The organism is Phocoenobacter atlanticus subsp. cyclopteri, assembly GCF_018343795.1.
In the GTDB taxonomy this organism is placed as follows: domain Bacteria; phylum Pseudomonadota; class Gammaproteobacteria; order Enterobacterales; family Pasteurellaceae; genus Phocoenobacter; species Phocoenobacter atlanticus.
Genome location: NZ_CP074346.1, coordinates 1,562,833 through 1,583,146, shown reverse-complemented (window position 1 = coordinate 1,583,146; position 20,314 = coordinate 1,562,833). Strand labels below are relative to the sequence as shown.

Genomic DNA, 20,314 nt, shown 5'->3' with positions numbered 1-20,314 from the left:
GAACACAAAATGTCAAAACCATTATTACAAATCGCATTAGATTCATTAAGTCTTGAAAAAGCAGTAGCAGATGCAAAAGCAGCGGAAAAAACCGTAGATATTATTGAAGTAGGTACGATTTTAGCTTGTGCCGAAGGAATGAAAGCAGTAAAAACTTTACGAGCATTACACCCAGATCACATTTTGGTGTGTGATTTAAAAACTACCGACGGTGGTGCAATTTTAGCAAAAATGGCATTTGAATCAGGTGCAGACTGGTTAACCGTATCAGCAGCAGCACACCCAGCAACCAAAGCAGCTTGTAAAAAAGTGGCTGATGATTTCAACGCAGCAAACCCTGATTTAAAAGTGAAAAAAGAAATTCAAATTGAAATCTACGGCAACTGGACATTTGAAGATGCACAAGAATGGGTAGATTTAGGCGTGAAACAAGCAATTTACCACCGCTCTCGTGATGCTGAATTAGCAGGTAAAGGCTGGACAACAGAAGACATTGAAAAAATGAAAAAACTGGCTGATTTAGGCTTAGAACTTTCAATCACTGGCGGAATCGTGCCACAAGAAATCCATTTATTCAAAGAAATTACCAATGCGAAAGTATTTATCGCAGGGCGTGCATTAGTGGGCGAAAAAGGGAAAGAAACTGCAGAAGCGATTCGTACAGAAATCAACAAATACTGGGTTTAAGAAACTTAAATTAGGTATAAAAAAACCTGCTTATTTTCACTGAATAAGCAGGTTTTTTATATGAATAATTAACTTGTTATGAGCGTTTCATTATTTCAAAAAATTCATTATTTGTTTTTGCTACCATTAATTTATCAATCAAAAATTCCATTGCAGAAACTTCATCCATAGGATTAATAATTTTACGTAGTACCCACATTTTTTGAAGCTCATCAGGAGTGGTAATCAGATCTTCCTTACGAGTACCAGAAGGGTTAAAGTTAATTGCGGGGAATACACGTTTTTCAGCAATTTTACGAGAAAGATGTAATTCCATATTCCCCGTACCTTTAAATTCTTCAAAGATAACTTCATCCATTTTTGAACCCGTATCGACAAGGGCAGTTGCAATAATAGTTAAGCTTCCCCCTTCTTCGATGTTACGAGCAGAGCCGAAGAAACGTTTCGGACGGTGCAGTGCATTCGCATCGACACCACCAGATAAGATTTTGCCTGATGATGGGGTAACCGTATTGTAAGCTCGAGCTAAACGAGTTATAGAATCTAACAAAATAACCACATCTTTTTTATGCTCAACTAAACGTTTTGCTTTTTCAATTACCATTTCCGCTACTTGCACGTGGCGAGAAGCTGGTTCATCAAAAGTAGAGGCGATGACTTCTCCTTTTACAGAACGAGTCATCTCTGTTACTTCTTCAGGTCGTTCATCAATAAGTAACACAATCAGTTCACATTCAGGGTAGTTTGCTGTAATGCTTTGAGCAATATTTTGTAGTAAAACTGTTTTACCCGCCTTTGGTGGTGCAACAATCAGACCACGCTGTCCTTTACCGATAGGTGCGGCTAAATCCAAAATACGAGCCGTTAAATCTTCACTTGAACCATTGCCTCGCTCCATTTTTAAACGAGAATTAGGATGTAGAGGAGTTAAGTTTTCAAATAATATTTTATTGCGGGAAATTTCAGGCTTGTCATCATTGACTTTGGCGACTTTAAGAAGGGCAAAATAGCGTTCTCCATCTTTAGGCGGTCTTATTTTCCCTTCAATACTATCACCGGTTTGCATATTAAAACGGCGAATTTGACTAGGAGAAACATAAATGTCGTCAGGACCCGCTAAATATGAGCTGTCGTTCGAACGTAAAAAACCAAAACCATCAGGTAAGATTTCTAATACGCCTTTGCCAAAGATGTCTTCACCACTTTTTGCGTGTTGTTTTAAAATCGCAAAAATGATGTCTTGTTTACGTAAACGACCTAGATTTTCTAAGCCTTGTGATTCGCCTAATTTCAGAAGTTCTGAGACTGGCATTGTTTTTAATTGAGTTAAATGCATAGGAAAGTTTTTTATTTTATAATTTAAATTAAAGTTTGAACAGAATAAACAAGTTTTGTCCAGAAATGGTTTTCACCAAGAATTTAGGTTGCCTAGATTACCTTTATTTTTGTCAATTTGCAAATTTTTTATTAAATTACGTGAAAGTTTTTTGAGTGAGATCGTGTTATTTTTTAAATAACGCTAAATAAACGGATAAACTTCGACTTTAGCTTACTTTTACGAAAGTAGTTTATATGAAAAATGGCAAATTATTCTATTTATTTGCCATTTTTTTGACACATAAATGTAAAATTTCATCATAGCCTTTTGATATATAATCATTATGTTTAACATTATTATTTTTAAGATCGTTTATTGCCTCATAAATACCCTGTATCATACTTTGAGTATCAGTAAGTGTCCAACACTGAGCATTTAAATGATAAAAATTTTGTTTTAAATCAGAAGCAAAAAGAATGCCGTTGTAATAAGCATAAATATTATGATCTAACATTTTATTTAATGTGTTTGCTCTAATTTGTTTAATTGGTTGGGTAATTTCGCCATTATAAAATTGTGTCACACCTTTAATAAAAGCGTCAATATCATAGGCGTTATCTACTTTATCTTGATAAGTCTGAGAGGCTGAACCATATCCAACAGCATAAGATTTTTGATCAAGTTTATCTTTTGCGATTGATTGAAAATAAGGTGATTGATTACAAGCAGTTATAATAAATAATCCCATTATTAAGCAGATTGTTGAAATAATTTTTTGCATTGTATTACCCTCTTTTATTAAAAATCTGCTACTATTCTATCCTAAATAATGTTGTTGAGGAAATAAAAAATGAAACAGTATTTAGACTTATGCCAAAGAATTATTGAGCAAGGAAAATGGATTGAAAACAAAAGGACAGGAAAGCGTTGTTTAACCGTCATTAATGCGGATTTAACCTATGATGTAGCACAGGGGGAATTTCCTCTTGTTACAACACGAAAGAGCTTTTGGAAAGCAGCAATTGCAGAATTACTCGGTTATATTCGTGGTTATGATAGTGCTGCCGATTTTCGTCAATTAGGCTCTAAATCGTGGGATGCGAATGCCAATCAAAACACAGAATGGCTAGCAAATCCTCATCGTAAAGGTGAAGATGATATGGGATTAGTTTATGGTGCTGTGGGACGAAACTTTCCTAAACCAGATGGTGGTAGTGTTGATTTATTACGCCAAATTGTTGATGATCTGAAACAAGGAATTGATAACAGAGGAGAAATCTATACTTTTTATCATCCAGGTGCTTTCCATTTAGGCTGTTTACGTCCTTGTTTGCATAGTCATCACTTTTCACTACTTGATGGCACGCTTTATTTAAATAGTACTCAACGTTCTGCTGATGTGCCACTTGGCTTAAATTGGAATATGGTACAATGTTACACTTTCCTTGCTTTAATGGCTCAAATAACAGGACATCAAGCAGGGCAAGCTTATCACAAAATTGTCAATGCACATATCTACGAAGATCAGCTTGAATTAATGAGAGACGTACAATTAAAACGGACACCCTTAAAAGCCCCTAAATTAAAAATAAACCCTAATATAAAAACATTAGAAGATTTAGAAACTTGGGTAACATTAGATGATTTTGATGTTGAGGGATATGAAAGTTACGATCCAATCAAATATCCTTTTTCTGTTTAGTGTCCTCAAGGCTATTTTGGTTTTTACCTAAAACACTTAATATAAAAAAGAGAAAACAAGCGGTATGATTTTCATCAAAATTTGCAAGTTTTCTCTTTCAAATCAAAAAAGTATTTAATTACTTCTCTTCAGTCACCGCAACTCTTGGTGCTGAATGTACGTGACTAACAGCACTTGAATGACCACCAAATCCTTTACCATAAAAATAGTAACGAGATTCTTGCCATTCAGTTACATTAACAGCATCATTTAACTCTTTTGATGATTCTGCTAATGTCATTACTGCTGTTGTATGCTGAACTCTTGAAATAGTGCCAAGTTTCCAATCAAATTGATAGCTACTTTGATATGCTTTAGTTTCAGTTTCAGTTTCAGTTTCAGTTTCAGGCGTAATTTCAACAATATTATCTTGGGGTTTTGATTTAGATACTCTATCATTTTTTTCTGCAACTAAATCTCTTTCCGATTCTTGAGAAATCACATTTCCTAAAGGTGTGGAAGAACTTGTATTACGCTCTTCTACAACAACAGGGGTGACTGGTGTTAAAGAACCATTTTTTTGTTGTGCTAACATCTCATCAACAGAAAGGAAACGAGGTTTTTCATCTGTTTTTACTTTTGCTGGTTTTTCAGTTTTAATCCAAACTTTTCCACTCGCAAATTCAGGTGACATTACTGCAGAAGTTAATTTCATCGTCGTATTATTAGATTGACGACGACGTTGATTGCCAATACGTAAATGACGAGGAGAGCGGCGACGAGAATGCTCTTTGTCACTATTCTCTTGCGGCTTAACAACTTCTGGTGCAACTTCTGGTTGTAATGGCGGTGACGCTACGATCACATTTTCTATAACAGGTTGAACTTCTATCGTTTCTTTAATCTCAGGAACAATATCTACGTTACTATTTTTACTGATTTCTGGTGTATTTGTGGCTCGAATTTTTTTACGTAGATCACGGCGCTGACGACGTTCTTCAATTTGAACTTGATTTTGCTCTTTAGCAACTTTTTTCTCAGGTTGTTTTTTTTCTGCTACCGTAACAACTTCTTCAATAACATTGTTGCCTTTTTTCGTCGTGTTATTGTTACTATGTTTTTTGGTTTTTACATTATCAGAGGTTGATTTAGGCTCATTATTACGAGCAGGATATTCTTTTCGGTTACGACGATCTCGCTGATTACGTCCTCTATTATTATTGTTACGTTTATTTTTCTTAGGTGTAACTTTTTCCTCTTCAACAGTAAATATACCTTTAATCTTACTAATGATGCGACTAAGCAATGATACTCTTTTCACTTTAGGTGTTGGTGCAGGTTGTAAATTTAAGTCACTGTTTTGCAATACTGTTTCAACAGTAATAATAGGTTCATTATTTATCGCTGTATTTTCTGTGGTGAATGTTGGTGTTGTATTTTCGTCATCTTTAACTTGGTAGAATTTAGCTAAATCATAACTTAATGTCGAAGAAATTTCATTTTCACGTAAACGATAAATATTAAAATGCGGTGTTTCAATATTTTCATTTGGTACAATCATAATATTGACATTATGACGTTTTTCAATACTATCCACAGCTTTACGCTTTTCATTTAATAAGTATGAAGCGACTTCAACTGGTACAACAGCGTGTACTTGTTTTGAATTTTCTTTAATTGCCTCTTCTTCAACTAAACGTAAGATTGACAGTGCAATAGAATCGTTATCACGCACTTTACCCGTTCCTTGACAACGAGAACAAATATGTGAAGAAGCTTCACTTAATGAAGAACTTAAACGCTGACGAGACATTTCAAGCAAGCCAAAACGGGAAATTCGACTAAATTGAATTCTAGCACGATCTTGTTGAACGGCTTCTCGAATACGATTTTCGACTTCACGCTGATGACGAATAGGTGTCATATCAATAAAGTCAATAACAATTAAACCGCCTAAATCACGTAAACGCATTTGACGAGCAATCTCATCAGCAGCTTCAAGATTGGTGGTTAATGCGGTTTCTTCAATGTCACTACCACGAGTCGCTCTTGCAGAGTTAATATCAACAGCAGTTAATGCTTCTGTCGCATCAATAACAATAGAACCACCAGAAGGTAAACGCACTTCTCTTTGGAAGGCGGATTCAATTTGTGATTCAATCTGATAATGGCTAAATAATGGGACTTCGCCTTCGTATAGTTTCACTCGATTGATAAAATCAGGACGTACTAAGCGGATGTGATTTTTTGCTTTCTCAAAAATCTTTTTACTATCTATTAAAATTTCACCAATATCGCGGCGTAAATAATCACGAATGGCACGTACAATAACATCACTTTCTTGATGAATTAAAAATGGTGCAGGACGTGAGCTTGCTGCTTTTTTGATGGCTTCCCAATGATGTAATAAAACTTGTAAATCCCACTGTAATTCTTCTGGTGATTTTCCAACACCAGCCGTTCTTACAATTAAGCCCATATCATTAGGTACATCTAAGTTACTTAACGTTTCTTTTAATTCTTGACGTTCTTCACCCTCAATTCGGCGAGAAATCCCTCCTGCTCGAGGATTATTAGGCATTAAAACTAAATAGCTTCCAGCTAAAGAAATAAAGGTTGTCAATGCAGCTCCTTTATTACCACGCTCTTCTTTGCTAACTTGGATAATAACTTCTTGCCCTTCTTTGATTACATTTTTAATGCTTGGGCTACCTTGAAATACATAACCATCAGGAAAGTATTCACGAGAAATTTCTTTTAAAGGAAGGAAACCGTGTCGATCTGTTCCATAATCAACAAATGCTGCTTCTAAACTTGGTTCAACACGAGTGATTTTTCCTTTATAGATATTTGATTTTTTTTGCTCGTGTCCCGGACTTTCAATATCTAAATCAAATAGGCGTTGCCCATCAACAAGGGCAACTCGCAACTCTTCTTTTTGGGTTGCATTAATAAGCATTCTTTTCATTGTATTTTCTCTTAATCTTTTTATGTCTCTTTTTAATGCCAATCTCACGACTGTTCAAAGAGATAAATTATTTTAAACTCATTATTACGTCTTACATTTATATTTTGCGTAATCTTTTATTTATTGCATATGGTGGTTGAAAATTAACCGTTAAATTTCTTTTATTTTTTATAAAATTTTTAAATAAATAAAAGAGGTTAATTATGACATTTATCGTGGTTGATAAGCAAGGGCATTATAAATTATTTTGAAATGTTTTATATGATAGGCAAAAAAAACGCTGATTATTTCTAATCAGCGTTTAAAATATGGCTCCTCCTGCTGGACTTGAACCAGCGACATATGGATTAACAGTCCACCGTTCTACCGACTGAACTAAGGAGGAATAGATGGTGCCTCGAGGCGGAATCGAACCACCGACACGAGGATTTTCAATCCTCTGCTCTACCGACTGAGCTATCGAGGCATCTCGTCGTTTGCGGAGCGTATTAAACCGTTTTTTCTTTCCTTCGTCAAATACTTTTTTTAAAAAAAACCAAAAAAACAGTTTAACAGATCGCTTTATATACAAATTGTATAAAAAAACAATATTTTATCTTGCCTTTTTATATTCTTCATACGCTTTATTTACTTTTAATAAATAATTTCTCGCTTGTGAAGATGGATGTGCAGTGGTTAAAATTCGATATACTGCACTTGGAGATAAATGATTAATTCTTTCAATGGCAGCTGACTTATTTCTATCAAAAACTTTTAATACCGCTCCTGCACCACTATTATAAGATGAAATCATTGCATAACGTTTTGAAACGGGATGAGTGATACCAGCTAAATATTCATTTTTCAAAATGTGTAAATAGTGTACTCCTGCATCAATATTCTTTTGTGGATTATAGAGATAATCACGACTCGGTTTTCCCCATTGTCCTTTATGTTCAAATACATCACGCCCAGCTGAACGAGGTACAACTTGCATTAAACCAATTGCGTTAGCATAACTTACAGCGTAAGGGTTAAAACTTGATTCGGTACGCATAATGGCTAAAATTAAATTAGGTTGAATACCATAAGTTTGAGATGCTTGACGAATAATAGGAAGATATTTTCTTGCACGAGCCTCTATATGATTTGCGATCATCATAATGGTGACATAAGTCACGGTTCGTCCATTTTTCAAACGACGTTGCTTTAATTTATTCTGTAATAAATAAGTAGCAAAGTTATTTGCTATTATTATATTTGTTACAGGATGATTTAAGTGATCAACTACCTGTTCTTGTAAGAATGGGCTGCTACTTATTGGCGTATCTCCTGCAGCAAAAAGATCGATGCCAGAAGCATCATTACCCATTAAAAGAGTATGAATAATCGCATTTCGTAAATGAGCTGTATTACCTAATGTTTCAATTGTAATACGCCCATCATCAAAACTAATATGTGAACGAGTATAAAATCTGTCGGTATATTTAACGTAATCTTTTTTACTGGCAACAAGTAACTCATTTACGCCCCAAATTTTATCGATATTACGTGAAAATTGTCCAGTTAAAATATCTAATCCACGTGTATCTTTAGTATAAATCTGCGTCTTATTTTTATTTGAACTTCCACAAGCAACTAAAAAGGGAATAATCAGAAAAGCACAAAACTTTTTTATTTTCATTTAGTTATCCTCAGGAACATAGCCTTCAATGTGAACATCTTTACCTTCAAATAGAAAGTTAACCATCTCTTGTTCTAATAATTTACGATGTTCAATATCCATCATATTCAATTTTTTTTCATTCACTAACATCGTTTGTTTTTTCATCCATTCAGACCACGCTTGCTTACTAATTGAATTAAAAATCCGTTGACCTAATTCTCCCGGATAAAGCTGAAAATCAAGACCTTCTGCTTCTTTTTTTAAGTACTCACAAAATACTTGACGAGCCATTGTTATACCTCTTTTTATTTATTCTTTAATTCATTTAAAATTCGTTTAATAGGTGTTGCCAACCCTACTTCGCTTGGATTTTCCAAATCATACCAATAATCTTGCTTTAAAGATATATTTACGCCATAAATTCCAGATTTTTCTGCCACTTTAAGCGGTATGATGTGATGATTTTTTTGCAAATCTAAATTAACCAAAACGGGAATAATATCCAAATGAAAATGGCTAAATGTATGACGAAATGCAATCTGTTGTTCTATTACAGTGTGTAAATTTTTATCATAAAGTGACCGCTTAAGATCCGTTAATGTATTAAATTGAGGGAAAGCAAATAATCCTCCCCATAACCCTTTATCTGCTCTTTTTTCCAATAAAACTTTTGAACCTTGTTTTAAAATGAGAAAATAACGCTGTTTTTCAGGTAATACTTTCTTTGGTTTTTTAGTGGGATATTGCTCCCAAAGTTGCATTTGATTTGTCTTACAATCCTTTTCTACGGGACAAAGGCGACACTTTGGTTTAGTTCGGGTACAAATCATTGCCCCTAAATCCATCATTGCTTGATTAAAATCAGTCGCTCCTTTATTAGGTGTGATTTGTGTAGAAAGTTCCCATAATTTATTTTCAACCGCTTTTTTTCCACTCCAGCCCTCAACCATAAAAAAACGAGCCAACACTCGCTTTACATTACCATCTAAAATGGGGTGAGGTTCTCCTAAAACGGAAGATAAGATTGCACCTGCCGTACTTCTTCCAATTCCTGATAATGCTAATACATCCTTAAAATCAGTAGGAAACTGACCTTCAAATTCATCTCGAATTTGAACAGCTGCCTTGTGTAAATTTCTTGCTCTGGCGTAATAACCAAGCCCTGTCCATAGATGCAAAACCTCATCAATATTGGCATTCGCTAAGTCAACAACGGTGGGAAAGCGAGCAATAAATCGCTCAAAATAAGGGATAACAGTGGCAACTTGAGTTTGTTGTAACATCACTTCTGAAAGCCATACACTGTAAAGCGTCTTATTGTGTTGCCAAGGTAAATTTTTGCGACCGTATTGCTGATACCATTTCAATACAGGTTCTGCAAAACAAAAATCTGACTTCATTTGAATAAATACTTAATAACTAAAACTAAGTATCTAACTTAGATTGTATTAATTTAACCATCTGTTGCATTGCTTCCTGTGGTGCTTGTTCTTGATTCATTAACCAACGAAACAGTTCAGGATCCGTAAATTTCAACATTTCCACAAAGGTATTTTGTTGTTCTTGTGACAAATTATCAAAATGATTTTTATAAAATGGCATTATCATTTCATCTAATTCACGCATACCACGACGGCATTCCCACTCAATTCTAAAACGATTAAAACTCATTATTTTACCTCTTTTATTCTAAGCTCTTTGGGTACTTCAAAAATAGTATTTTCTTCACAGCCCTCTAATTCTTTGATCGTATTTGCACCGAGAGATTTTAAATGTGAAACAACGGATTGTACCAACACTTCTGGTGCAGATGCCCCTGCGGTAATACCGATGGTTTCCACATTTTCAAGCCAATTGGGATCAATATCTTCTGCCCCATCAATTAATTTTGCAGGTGTTCCCATTCGAGAAGCTAATTCAGCTAAACGGTTAGAATTAGAAGAGTTTTTAGACCCCACTACTAACACCAGTTGTGATTGTTGTGCTAAATCTCGTACTGCCTGCTGACGATTAGTTGTAGCATAACAAATATCGTTTTTACGAGGACCTTGAATTGCAGGATATTTTTGCTTTAATTCTTCAATTACATCAATAGTATCATCAATGGATAATGTGGTTTGAGTCATAAAAGCCAAACTGTCATCTTCATTTACAGATAATTTTGCGACATCTTCGACAGATTCAACCAAATAAATTCCACCCTCTTGATTATCATATTGTCCCATTGTGCCTTCTACTTCGGGGTGACCCTCGTGTCCAATCAAAATCGCTTTCGTCCCTTTTCGGCTTGCTCTTGCTACTTGCATATGAACTTTGGTCACTAAAGGACAAGTTGCATCAAACACTTTTAAATTACGACTTTTTGCTTCATTTCGTACTGCTTGAGACACACCGTGGGCGGAAAAAATCACAATCGCATCATCAGGTACATCATCGAGTTCCTCAACAAAAATTGCCCCTTTCTGCTTTAATCCTTCCACCACAAAGCGATTATGTACCACTTCGTGACGTACATAAATTGGTGCACCGTGAATTTCTAAGGCTAATTCCACAATAGAAATAGCACGATCAACCCCTGCACAAAAGCCTCTAGGATTGGCTAATAAAATTTTCATTTAATCACTCTTTTTCTGTTTTTTTCCATCTAAAAAACTTTCTAGGATCAACAATCCCGCCCCCATCACAATACCAATATCGGCAATATTAAAAACAGGATAATGATAAATATCCCAATAAAAATCTAAAAAATCAACTACATAGCCGTTATATAAACGATCAATTCCATTTGCTAATGCACCACCAATAATCAACGCATAAGCACTATTTGAAAGCTTTTGTGAATAACGATTTTTGCGTAATAATACGATCAACACCGTAGAAATAATGACCGCTAAACTAATAAAAACGTATTTTTGCCAACCTGAATGTTCTGCTAAAAAGCTAAACGCCGCCCCAGTGTTACGTACATAAGTTAAATTAAAGATAGGTAAAAGAGTGATGCTCTCATAAAGTGCAAAACTTTTTACCACTAAATATTTAGTCAATAAATCAACCACAAGTACGACTACACTTAACCAAAGCCAATAAACGCCTGATTTTTCTGTTATTTTATTCATTAATTAAATAGCCTCTTCATTTTCTTCACTGGTACGAATACGGATGACTCGCTCAATCTCGGAGACAAAAATTTTACCATCACCAATTTTTCCAGTCTGTGCGGTTTCAATAATAGCTTCAATGCAAGGTTCAACTAAATCATTGGTTACCACAATTTCTAGCTTTACTTTTGGCATAAAATCAATCGCATATTCTGCACCACGATAGAGCTCAGTATGTCCTTTTTGACGTCCAAATCCTTTTACTTCGGTCACCGTCATTCCTGTAATTCCAATATCAGATAATGATTCACGCACATCATCAAGTTTAAATGGTTTGATTATTGCTTCTATTTTTTTCATCGTCTTATCATTCATTTAGTGGCTAATGGGAGGGATTATAATACATAAGCGGTCAGATTTTTATAAAAATTTACCAAATTTAGATATAAGTAGTTGAGAAATCTATAAGATTATAATTTCTGTTTTGACGTATCGATCACATTTTTAAAAAATTTATTATGTAACTATTGCCAAATCGTTTTTTTTGCACAATCCGATCGATTTTTAATCTAAGAAAATAACAGAGGTTTATTATGAAAAAAACATTATTAGTAATTGCAATATCAACGGTTTTAACTGCTTGTGGAAGTGGTGGCAGTGGTGGAAGTAATTCTAACAACAAAGTAGTTGATACTAAAAAGGATACACAAACGACAAATCCAATCGTTAATAACGATACGACCAAGAAAGATACAACCCTAAAAGGTGTGGTGCTAAAGGATATCTCTAAGGCAGATATAAATAAATTTGAGCTTAATGGTAAAACAATTATGTTAATTCCTAATGGTTTTAATGTAGCACGTTTCCTTACTAACAGTGGTGGTAGCTTTAATGGTGATACCTTAACTAAGTCTGTGAGTGGTACAAAATATGCTGAAACACGTTTTGGTATCTTAGCACCAAAAGGTGCTGATGTAGTTGGATTTAGCCAAGGTAAGGTGACAGCATTAAGTGATATGCCAACGAAGAATGCAGTGGTTAAATATCTTGGTGATTTTGTTGTCTATGAAAATAAGGAGTTTGAAACAGGTACCGTTGATATCGATGTAAATTTTGGACTTAAAATATTAAGATTGATGCCTTTGCAGATGGTTCGGATAAAGTAATTAAAACAGCAAAAGGTACAATTTCAGGAAACCAATTTACTGTTGATTCAGGGAGAGGTAAAGGTCAATTTTATGGCTCAAAAGCAGCTGAGTTAAGCGGTGTTTATAAAGATGGTGATATCGTAGCAAGTTTTGGAGCTAAAAAACAATAACCAAGCGGTACGATTTATATCAAAATTTACCAAATAAATTAACAGGGGAGCTTGCTCCCTTGTTTTGTCATTGTCTGTCCATAAATGAGTTTGTCCCTTTATTTATTTTAAATAGTTATTGATAAAACTCGTTATTTTTGTACAATCACTGATAGTTTTTTAGTTTATTTTAAATATAGGGCTTATTATGAAAAAATTAATATTAACAACAGCGATATCTTTAGTTTTAACTGCTTGTGGTAGTAGTGGAGGCGGTAACAGTAACAGTGGTTCTGCTGATAACATAAAATCTGCTAAGGTTGAAGGTGTTTTATTCGCTTATGATTTACAAAATCCTGTTAAGAAGCAATCAAAAGATCCTGCTGGAGATATTACCGAATATGACGATTATGAGTTAAAAATGACCCGATTGTCTAAAGATAAGGATATTAACCACATTCAAATCAATTCAGTATCTATTCAATTAGAGCCTAATGGAGATGAAAAATATACAGATTATTATGATGGGACTGGAATGGATACAGTAAAAGTGGGTCAGGTTTTACGTTCTGTTACAAGTGGTAATACGTATAAATATATGCGTTTTGGTGTGCATGATGTTTTTGATTATGATCCAAATAATCCAGCAGATCATGATGATGATCAAAAAACATTTGGAATATTTGTACAAGGCTATGCCACTCAAAATATGCCAACCGCAGATGCAGGTATCGTGACTTATACAGGTGATGCTTATGGTGGAACTGAAGCACTTACTAAAGGTAAAAGTAAGATCGATGTCAACTTTGGAAATAAAACGTTGAAAGGAACATTGTCTGATTGGCAAAATTATAAGTTCTTGGCTGAAGAAGATAAAGCACAACCTATTCATTTTAGTGCCAATATTAAAGGTAATAAATTTGAAGGACAAAATGTAAAAGGTAACTTCTTTGGAGATAATGCAGCTGAAGTGGGCGGTATTTATTATAATAAGCAAAAAGAAGAAGGAGCGGTTTTTGGTGCTAAAAGACCGTAACCAAGCGGTACGATTTATATCAAAATTTACCAAAAAACATTGTTGTAGAGACGTAGTATGCTACGTCTCTACGATATGAATGATATTAAAAGCTTAATTAAATAAAAGAATTTAAATGAAAAAAACACTAGTGAGTATTTTAACCCTTTCCGTCATTTCCACCTCTATGCTAGCAAAAGATTATACACCCGCAGATTATAAGTCTGAAACTAATCCAGATCTTCAGGTTATCGATAAAATTGATAAATTTGCAAAAAATGATCATAAAGCAACCGCTTCAATGCCTCAAAAAAAGAGTAATGCTGTAAAAGTAAACGCACAAAACTTACTGGCTAATCCTTCTTTATTAAAGCGGGCAATGCGAAGTGTGGTTTTGACTAAGCAGATAGAGGGGCTTTCGGTTATATTACCCATTTATCAAAAATTAGCTGATGCTTATCCATTATTGATCACTTATGCAAAAGGACTTTTAGCACACTCAAACGGGCAGTTTGATGAGGCAATCAATCATTATCGTAAAATTATTGCAAGTAACCCTGAAATGTCGGTGGTACGTTTAGATTTGGCGACAGCATTATACACTAATCAGCAAAAGCAAACCGCTTACGATCAACTTAAAAAATTACAAAGTGAACCTTTGCCTCCTAATGTGGAGAAAATGGTTAGTCAGATGATGATGAACATTGAACGTGAACAAGATTGGCAGTGGAATGCTAATTTTTATGTTCGCAATGAACGTAATATTAACAATGCACCCAAAGAGCGAGAAATTAACTATAAAGGCGGTAAAATAACCACACCACAACCAGAAAAAGCACAGGGCATACATTTAGATTTAAGTGCATCAAAACGCTTTAATTTAAAAGGCAATTTTTATAGCAATTTGCAGTTAGATTTGAATAGTGACTTATTTTGGAATAACCATAAATACGATGATGTTTCCGCTCAACTTGGGGTAGGAATAGGCTATCAAACAGCAAAATTTACGACTGAAATTCAACCCTTTGCTAAAAAACGTTTTTATGCAACGGATCCTTATTCTGTTAGCTATGGAGCAAGTGGATTTGAAAGTTATCAATTTACACCACGTTTTAAACTGTCTAATAATTGGTCGTGGGAGTACGAAAAATTTGATACCAGAAAACACTTAAATGGTCAGCGTCAATTTGTGGGGCTTTCCGCCTTTTTTATGCGAAATTCACAACAATATTGGCTAGCGGGAATTAATCTTTATAATAAACAAGCACGAGATCAAGATGACGCTTTTATTCGTAAGGGAGCTTATATTGGTTTAGGACAAGAGTGGCAAGGTGGTTTGTCATCTAAGTTGATTTTATCATTGGGAAAGCGTGATTATAAAGGTGTAGATATTTTTAATATTAAACGCTCTGACAAAGAGTATTCAGCAAAGGTGTCACTATGGCATCGTAATTGGCACTGGCTTGGTGTGACGCCTCGTTTGGTGCTATCTTGGAATAAGACGAGCAGTAATCATTTTTTATATAATACTCAAGACAGTAAAGTAAATATTGAGTTTTCCAGATCATTTTAAACTATCAATATAGCGGGTAGATGTTAGATAAAATTTGCAAATTTCAATCAACATCTGACCGCTTTATATATCATTATTTGCGTAATTTAACGGTTTCAACTTGATGGTTTATACCTTTGGTTAAAATTAGATTTGCCCTTTCTCTCGTAGGTAAAATATTTTTCTTTAAATTTAATCCGTTGATCTCATCCCAAATTTGTGACGCAGTTTCAATGGCTTCTCGTTCAGAGAGCTGAGAATAATGATGAAAATAAGAGTTTGGATCAGCAAAAGCACCACGTCTAAATTTTAAGAAACGATTGATATACCATTCTTTTAAATATTTTTCTTTTGCATCAACATAAATAGCAAAATCTACTAAATCAGACACAAACACATTATTAGATTTTATTCCGGTTTGTAAGACATTAAGCCCTTCTAAGATCAAAATATCTGGTTGATCGACAGTTTCAAATTGATCAGGGATGATATCGTAAGTAAGGTGCGAATAAACTGGCGCAGTAACATTAGGCTTCCCTGATTTTACATCGGAAACAAATTGAATTAAGCGTTGTGTATTATAAGACTCAGGAAACCCTTTTTTATTTAGTAAATTTTTTTCTGTTAATTCTGCAAGAGGATATAAAAAACCATCTGTTGTGATTAAATCGACTTTTCTTTCTTTCGGCCATTGAGATAATAACGCTTGTAAAATACGAGCAGAGGTACTTTTTCCAACAGAAACACTTCCTGCTAGACTGATAATATAAGGGAATTTTTGAGGAGAAACACCAAGGAAGCGATGTAATACTGCCTGACGTTGAATATTTTCATCAATATAATAGTTAATCAAACGTGCTAAGGGCAAGTAAATCGTACTTACTTCATCTAAAGACAAGTCTTCATCAAAACCCAGTAGTGGCTTTAAATCTTGTTCTGTTAATTTTAAGGGAACAGATTTTCTTAATTCTGACCACTGTTGTCGATTAAATGTTAAAAAAGGTGTTGTCTTGCTATTTGTTTTTGAAAGCATAATTTTTTATTAATCTATTATAGATAATTTGGTTATCAAAATTTAGGCAGAGATTTTACAGGATAAAGTGACAAAATAGTGTAAAAAGATGAAAAATCTCTCAATAAAGCAACATTTTGAACGGTAAATAATCAAAAGAACAAAAAAAAAGGATTTTTTTAAAAAAAAGACTTGCACAGTTCGTCAGAATTTCTATAATACGCACCACTTGCTTACGCAATGCCGACTTAGCTCAGTAGGTAGAGCAACTGACTTGTAATCAGTAGGTCACCAGTTCGATTCCGGTAGTCGGCACCATTATTACGTAAATAAGTAGTCTATATTTTGGAGGGGTTCCCGAGCGGCCAAAGGGGGCAGACTGTAAATCTGTTGGCTCAGCCTTCGAAGGTTCGAATCCTTCTCCCTCCACCATTTCTATTTACGCTAATAGGACAGATAAAATTTAGCCGCGGGCATCGTATAGTGGCTATTACCTCAGCCTTCCAAGCTGATGACGCGGGTTCGATTCCCGCTGCCCGCTCCAGTGTCGCTGATATAGCTCAGTTGGTAGAGCACACCCTTGGTAAGGGTGAGATCGGCGGTTCGACTCCGCCTATCAGCACCATCTTTTCCATTTTTATTTTCCTTATTTTAGTGTTATAATAGAAACTCAACAAATTTATTTTTATTTGGTTAATGTGGTGACTACCATTGTAACCGTGTTTGTTTTAGAGGGACTTTATAATGTCTAAACAGAAATTTGAACGTACAAAACCGCACGTAAACGTGGGAACAATCGGCCACGTTGACCACGGTAAAACAACTTTAACTGCTGCAATCACAACTGTTTTAGCTAAAAAAACAGGTGGTGAAGCACGTGATTTTGCACAAATAGATAATGCGCCAGAAGAAAAAGCGCGTGGTATCACTATCAATACTTCACACGTTGAGTATGATACAGAAACTCGTCACTATGCACACGTTGACTGTCCAGGACACGCGGACTATGTGAAAAATATGATCACTGGTGCTGCACAAATCGACGGCGCTATCTTAGTAGTTGCTGCAACTGATGGTCCAATGCCACAAACTCGTGAGCACATCCTTTTAGGTCGCCAAGTAGGTGTTCCATACATCATCGTATTCTTAAACAAATGTGATATGGTTGATGATGAAGAATTATTAGAATTAGTTGAAATGGAAGTACGTGAACTTCTTTCTGACTATGATTTCCCTGGTGATGACACGCCAATCGTACGTGGTTCTGCGTTAAAAGCGTTAGAAGGCGAAGCAGAATGGGAAGAAAAAATCCTTGAATTAGCAGACCATTTAGATAGCTACATTCCAGAGCCAGAACGTGCAATTGACCAACCATTCCTATTACCAATTGAAGATGTATTCTCAATTTCAGGTCGTGGAACAGTAGTAACTGGTCGTGTTGAGCGTGGTGTGGTTCGTACTGGTGATGAAGTAGAAATCGTTGGTATCAAAGAAACAACAAGAACAGTTGTAACGGGTGTTGAAATGTTCCGTAAATTACTAGACGAAGGTCGTGCTGGTGAGAACGTAGGTGCATTATTACGTGGTACAAAACGTGAAGAAATCGAACGTGGTCAAGTACTTGCTAAACCAGGTTCAATCACGCCACACACAGACTTCACATCAGAAGTTTATGTATTAAGTAAAGATGAAGGTGGACGTCATACGCCATTCTTTAAAGGTTACCGTCCACAGTTCTATTTCCGTACAACTGATGTAACTGGTACTATCGAATTACCAGAAGGCGTAGAAATGGTAATGCCAGGTGATAACATTCAAATGGTAGTAAGCCTAATTCACCCAATTGCAATGGACGAAGGTTTACGCTTCGCTATCCGTGAAGGTGGACGTACAGTAGGTGCGGGTGTTGTTGCTAAAATTGTTAAATAATTAGTTTTATTTAAAATAGTAAAATGCGAAAAGAAGGCGTATCGGAAGATGCGCCTTTTTGTATTTATATTTCTAGGTTTGAAGCGGTATGATTTTTATATAAATTTACGAAAATGAATGCTCAAATTTAAAACCTGTTATATCTACTTTTAGAATGGATATTCTATCCTTATGCCAATCACCTAATACAATACGAGTAAACAAGCGGTCAGATTTATTTGAAAATTTGCAATAATGAATATCTTGTTTATGGGTATGTCCGTGAATTAACCATTCTGCTTGATATTTTTGTACAATTTTAGTCGTAAAAGGTGTATTCACATCCATTATTTCATAAGCTTTAGATTGTTTATCCAAACGGCTTTTATTACGAATTTTATTGGCAATATTAATACGTAAACCTAATGGTAAGTACAGGAATAATTTTTGAATCCATTTTCGATGGACTGTTTTACGAAACTTTTGGTAGTTAATATCATCAATACATAAGGTATCACCGTGACAAAGTAAGGTTTTTTTACCAAATAAATCAATTAATTGGTAATCAGGCAATAGCGTTATCTTTGATTTTTTTGCGAAATCCTTTCCAATAAGAAAATCACGATTTCCACAAATAAAGTAGCTTTTTGTTCCCTGTTGAGCAAGGTTATTCAGTGCTTGTGTAATTGTTGTGATCAATTCAGATTGTTCATCATCACCAATCCAAAAATCAAATAGGTCGCCTAAAATATAAAGCGCTTTGGCAAGCGGTGCTTTTTTTTCTAAAAATTGTAAAAAATGTTGGGTGATCTCTGGTTGAGATTCACTTAAATGTAAATCCGAAATAAAATAATAATGCATATAGGTTATATTAAAAAAATTGAAAAGTTATAAAATTTTTTGAAAAAGTCACCGTTATGAGTGAATTTTTGTTAAAATAGCACAAATTAGAAAAAATACAAACGATACCTTATTATTTTGAAAAGGAATAGAAATGACAATAGCACGTATTCACTCTTTTGAGTCTTGTGGCACAGTGGATGGACCTGGAATTCGCTTTATTTTATTTTTACAAGGTTGTTTGATGCGTTGTAAATATTTTCATAACCGTGATACTTGGGATCTACACGGCGGTAAAGAAATTACTGTTGAAGAACTGATGAAAGAAGTTGTTACCTACAAGCATTTTATGAATGCAACTGGAGGAGGAGTAACGGCTTCAGGCGGTGAAGCTGTCTTACAGATGGAATTTGTCCGAGATTGGTTTCGAGCCTGTAAAGAAGAAGGGATTAATACTTGTTTAGATACTAATGGTTTTGTTCGAAATTATAATGAAGTTGTAGATGAAATGCTGGAAGTCACAGATTTAGTGTTATTAGATTTGAAACAACTTAATGATAATATTCATAAAAATTTAATTGGTGTTTCTAATAAGCGAACACTTGAATTTGCTCGATATTTATACAAAAAGAAAAAGCCTACTTGGATCCGCTATGTTGTTGTACCTGGTTATACCGATGATGATGATTCTGTACACCGTTTAGGTCAATTTATTGAGGGAATGGACAATATTGAAAAAGTAGAATTACTTCCTTATCATCGTTTAGGTGAACATAAATGGAAAACAATGGGCGAAGATTATGAACTTTCCGATGTGCAACCACCGACGAAAGAACAACTAGAACGCATTCAAAAAATTTTAACTGGTTATGGTCATATTGTGAAGTTCTGATAATCGTATAAAGATTTTGTGAAAGTGGTCCGACCGAACTCATCTCTCGTACATTAGTAATTGATTTATAAGAATTTATTTATGTATTAATTTAATACGTACTACAAAGAATACTACAAAAATATTTCTATTCTTTTGAACTATACTACGTTCAATAAATCGTACATATTGTAATAACTCTATTTTCTTTTATCAATCGTTTATACTTCTTATGCTTGCTTTATTTCTTACTTGATTTGTGTAAATTTCCACAAAATTAATGGAAATTTCCATTATTCTTATATAAATATATACATATTTGAAAATAATGCAAAATTTGCATAAAAATGCGTAATTTTTTCAGGATAAAAAGATCTAAACAAAGCCCCGTCTAGCCTGAAAGGATCACCTTTTATTATTTG

The 20,314-nt window shown here is 34.6% G+C and carries 20 protein-coding genes and 6 tRNA genes; 12 read left to right on the top strand and 14 right to left on the bottom strand.

The window, feature by feature from the left end; translation table 11 throughout:
- The first annotated feature begins 9 nt into the window (after positions 1 to 9).
- Positions 10 to 687 (top strand): 3-keto-L-gulonate-6-phosphate decarboxylase UlaD, encoded by a 678-nt coding sequence (locus KGI96_RS07610; protein ID WP_211597561.1) that lies wholly within the window; start codon positions 10 to 12, stop codon positions 685 to 687.
- A gap of 76 nt (positions 688 to 763) precedes the next feature.
- Here KGI96_RS07610 and rho read toward each other — a convergent pair whose 3' ends face one another.
- Positions 764 to 2,023: a transcription termination factor Rho gene (rho, locus tag KGI96_RS07605; protein ID WP_211597562.1), complete on the bottom strand. Its 1,260-nt coding sequence runs from the start codon at positions 2,021 to 2,023 to the stop codon at positions 764 to 766.
- 256 nt (positions 2,024 to 2,279) lie between these two features.
- Positions 2,280 to 2,786 carry a hypothetical protein gene (locus KGI96_RS07600; RefSeq protein ID WP_211597563.1) on the bottom strand — a complete coding sequence of 169 codons (507 nt, stop codon included), beginning with the start codon at positions 2,784 to 2,786 and terminating at the stop codon, positions 2,280 to 2,282.
- 69 nt (positions 2,787 to 2,855) lie between these two features.
- On the opposite strand from KGI96_RS07600, the gene KGI96_RS07595 reads away from it, so the two are divergent.
- A complete protein-coding gene (locus KGI96_RS07595) occupies positions 2,856 to 3,707 on the top strand; it encodes a thymidylate synthase (RefSeq protein WP_211597564.1) in 852 nt (283 codons plus the stop codon).
- A gap of 118 nt (positions 3,708 to 3,825) precedes the next feature.
- Here KGI96_RS07595 and rne read toward each other — a convergent pair whose 3' ends face one another.
- The 10 genes from rne to glnB form a co-directional block, all read right to left on the bottom strand.
- Positions 3,826 to 6,654: a ribonuclease E gene (rne, locus tag KGI96_RS07590; protein ID WP_211597565.1), complete on the bottom strand. Its 2,829-nt coding sequence runs from the start codon at positions 6,652 to 6,654 to the stop codon at positions 3,826 to 3,828.
- Positions 6,655 to 6,963: 309 nt separating this feature from the next.
- A tRNA-Asn gene (locus KGI96_RS07585) sits at positions 6,964 to 7,039 on the bottom strand.
- 5 nt (positions 7,040 to 7,044) lie between these two features.
- Positions 7,045 to 7,120: transfer RNA gene (locus KGI96_RS07580), tRNA-Phe, on the bottom strand.
- 126 nt (positions 7,121 to 7,246) lie between these two features.
- Complete coding sequence (gene mltC, locus KGI96_RS07575) at positions 7,247 to 8,317, bottom strand: membrane-bound lytic murein transglycosylase MltC (protein WP_211597566.1); 1,071 nt, start codon at positions 8,315 to 8,317, stop codon at positions 7,247 to 7,249.
- On the bottom strand, positions 8,318 to 8,590 hold the full coding sequence (locus tag KGI96_RS07570) for an oxidative damage protection protein (protein ID WP_211597567.1): 273 nt from the start codon (positions 8,588 to 8,590) through the stop codon (positions 8,318 to 8,320).
- 14 nt (positions 8,591 to 8,604) lie between these two features.
- On the bottom strand, positions 8,605 to 9,699 hold the full coding sequence (mutY, locus tag KGI96_RS07565; protein ID WP_211597568.1) for an A/G-specific adenine glycosylase: 1,095 nt from the start codon (positions 9,697 to 9,699) through the stop codon (positions 8,605 to 8,607).
- Between the two features lie 25 nt (positions 9,700 to 9,724).
- Positions 9,725 to 9,973, bottom strand: coding sequence for an FAD assembly factor SdhE (locus KGI96_RS07560; protein WP_211597664.1), 249 nt, complete (start codon positions 9,971 to 9,973; stop codon positions 9,725 to 9,727).
- Positions 9,970 to 10,914: a 4-hydroxy-3-methylbut-2-enyl diphosphate reductase gene (ispH, locus tag KGI96_RS07555; protein ID WP_211597569.1), complete on the bottom strand. Its 945-nt coding sequence runs from the start codon at positions 10,912 to 10,914 to the stop codon at positions 9,970 to 9,972. The genes KGI96_RS07560 and ispH overlap by 4 nt, the downstream gene beginning before the upstream one ends.
- Positions 10,915 to 11,406 (bottom strand): signal peptidase II, encoded by a 492-nt coding sequence (gene lspA, locus KGI96_RS07550; RefSeq protein WP_211597665.1) that lies wholly within the window; start codon positions 11,404 to 11,406, stop codon positions 10,915 to 10,917.
- A gap of 12 nt (positions 11,407 to 11,418) precedes the next feature.
- A complete protein-coding gene (gene glnB, locus KGI96_RS07545) occupies positions 11,419 to 11,757 on the bottom strand; it encodes a nitrogen regulatory protein P-II (RefSeq protein ID WP_211597570.1) in 339 nt (112 codons plus the stop codon).
- A 233-nt stretch (positions 11,758 to 11,990) separates the two neighbouring features.
- On the opposite strand from glnB, the gene KGI96_RS07540 reads away from it, so the two are divergent.
- The 4 genes from KGI96_RS07540 (at position 11,991) to KGI96_RS07525 (ending at position 15,282) form a co-directional block, all read left to right on the top strand.
- Positions 11,991 to 12,563: a hypothetical protein gene (locus tag KGI96_RS07540; protein WP_211597571.1), complete on the top strand. Its 573-nt coding sequence runs from the start codon at positions 11,991 to 11,993 to the stop codon at positions 12,561 to 12,563.
- Positions 12,524 to 12,715, top strand: a complete 192-nt coding sequence (locus KGI96_RS11270; protein WP_211597666.1) for a transferrin-binding protein-like solute binding protein — start codon at positions 12,524 to 12,526, stop codon at positions 12,713 to 12,715. Before KGI96_RS07540 ends, KGI96_RS11270 begins: the two co-directional genes overlap by 40 nt.
- A 187-nt stretch (positions 12,716 to 12,902) precedes the next feature.
- Positions 12,903 to 13,730, top strand: coding sequence for a transferrin-binding protein-like solute binding protein (locus KGI96_RS07530; RefSeq protein WP_211597572.1), 828 nt, complete (start codon positions 12,903 to 12,905; stop codon positions 13,728 to 13,730).
- A gap of 115 nt (positions 13,731 to 13,845) precedes the next feature.
- Positions 13,846 to 15,282: a surface lipoprotein assembly modifier gene (locus KGI96_RS07525; RefSeq protein ID WP_211597573.1), complete on the top strand. Its 1,437-nt coding sequence runs from the start codon at positions 13,846 to 13,848 to the stop codon at positions 15,280 to 15,282.
- A 73-nt stretch (positions 15,283 to 15,355) separates the two neighbouring features.
- Here KGI96_RS07525 and coaA read toward each other — a convergent pair whose 3' ends face one another.
- On the bottom strand, positions 15,356 to 16,294 hold the full coding sequence (gene coaA / locus KGI96_RS07520; RefSeq protein WP_249111410.1) for a type I pantothenate kinase: 939 nt from the start codon (positions 16,292 to 16,294) through the stop codon (positions 15,356 to 15,358).
- Between the two features lie 221 nt (positions 16,295 to 16,515).
- Between coaA and KGI96_RS07515 the strand changes: the two genes are divergently transcribed.
- The 5 genes from KGI96_RS07515 (at position 16,516) to tuf (ending at position 18,202) form a co-directional block, all read left to right on the top strand.
- Positions 16,516 to 16,591, top strand: a tRNA-Thr gene (locus KGI96_RS07515).
- A 29-nt stretch (positions 16,592 to 16,620) separates the two neighbouring features.
- Positions 16,621 to 16,705 (top strand) — tRNA-Tyr (locus KGI96_RS07510).
- A 37-nt stretch (positions 16,706 to 16,742) separates the two neighbouring features.
- Positions 16,743 to 16,817 (top strand) — tRNA-Gly (locus KGI96_RS07505).
- A 5-nt stretch (positions 16,818 to 16,822) separates the two neighbouring features.
- Positions 16,823 to 16,898: transfer RNA gene (locus KGI96_RS07500), tRNA-Thr, on the top strand.
- A 119-nt stretch (positions 16,899 to 17,017) separates the two neighbouring features.
- Positions 17,018 to 18,202, top strand: a complete 1,185-nt coding sequence (gene tuf / locus KGI96_RS07495; RefSeq protein ID WP_213156414.1) for an elongation factor Tu — start codon at positions 17,018 to 17,020, stop codon at positions 18,200 to 18,202.
- 105 nt (positions 18,203 to 18,307) lie between these two features.
- On the opposite strand, the gene lpxH is transcribed toward tuf, so the two are convergent.
- Positions 18,308 to 19,042 carry a UDP-2,3-diacylglucosamine diphosphatase gene (gene lpxH / locus KGI96_RS07490; protein WP_211597574.1) on the bottom strand — a complete coding sequence of 245 codons (735 nt, stop codon included), beginning with the start codon at positions 19,040 to 19,042 and terminating at the stop codon, positions 18,308 to 18,310.
- A 133-nt stretch (positions 19,043 to 19,175) separates the two neighbouring features.
- On the opposite strand from lpxH, the gene pflA reads away from it, so the two are divergent.
- Positions 19,176 to 19,913 carry a pyruvate formate lyase 1-activating protein gene (pflA, locus tag KGI96_RS07485; protein WP_211597575.1) on the top strand — a complete coding sequence of 246 codons (738 nt, stop codon included), beginning with the start codon at positions 19,176 to 19,178 and terminating at the stop codon, positions 19,911 to 19,913.
- The last annotated feature ends 401 nt before the right edge of the window (positions 19,914 to 20,314 follow it).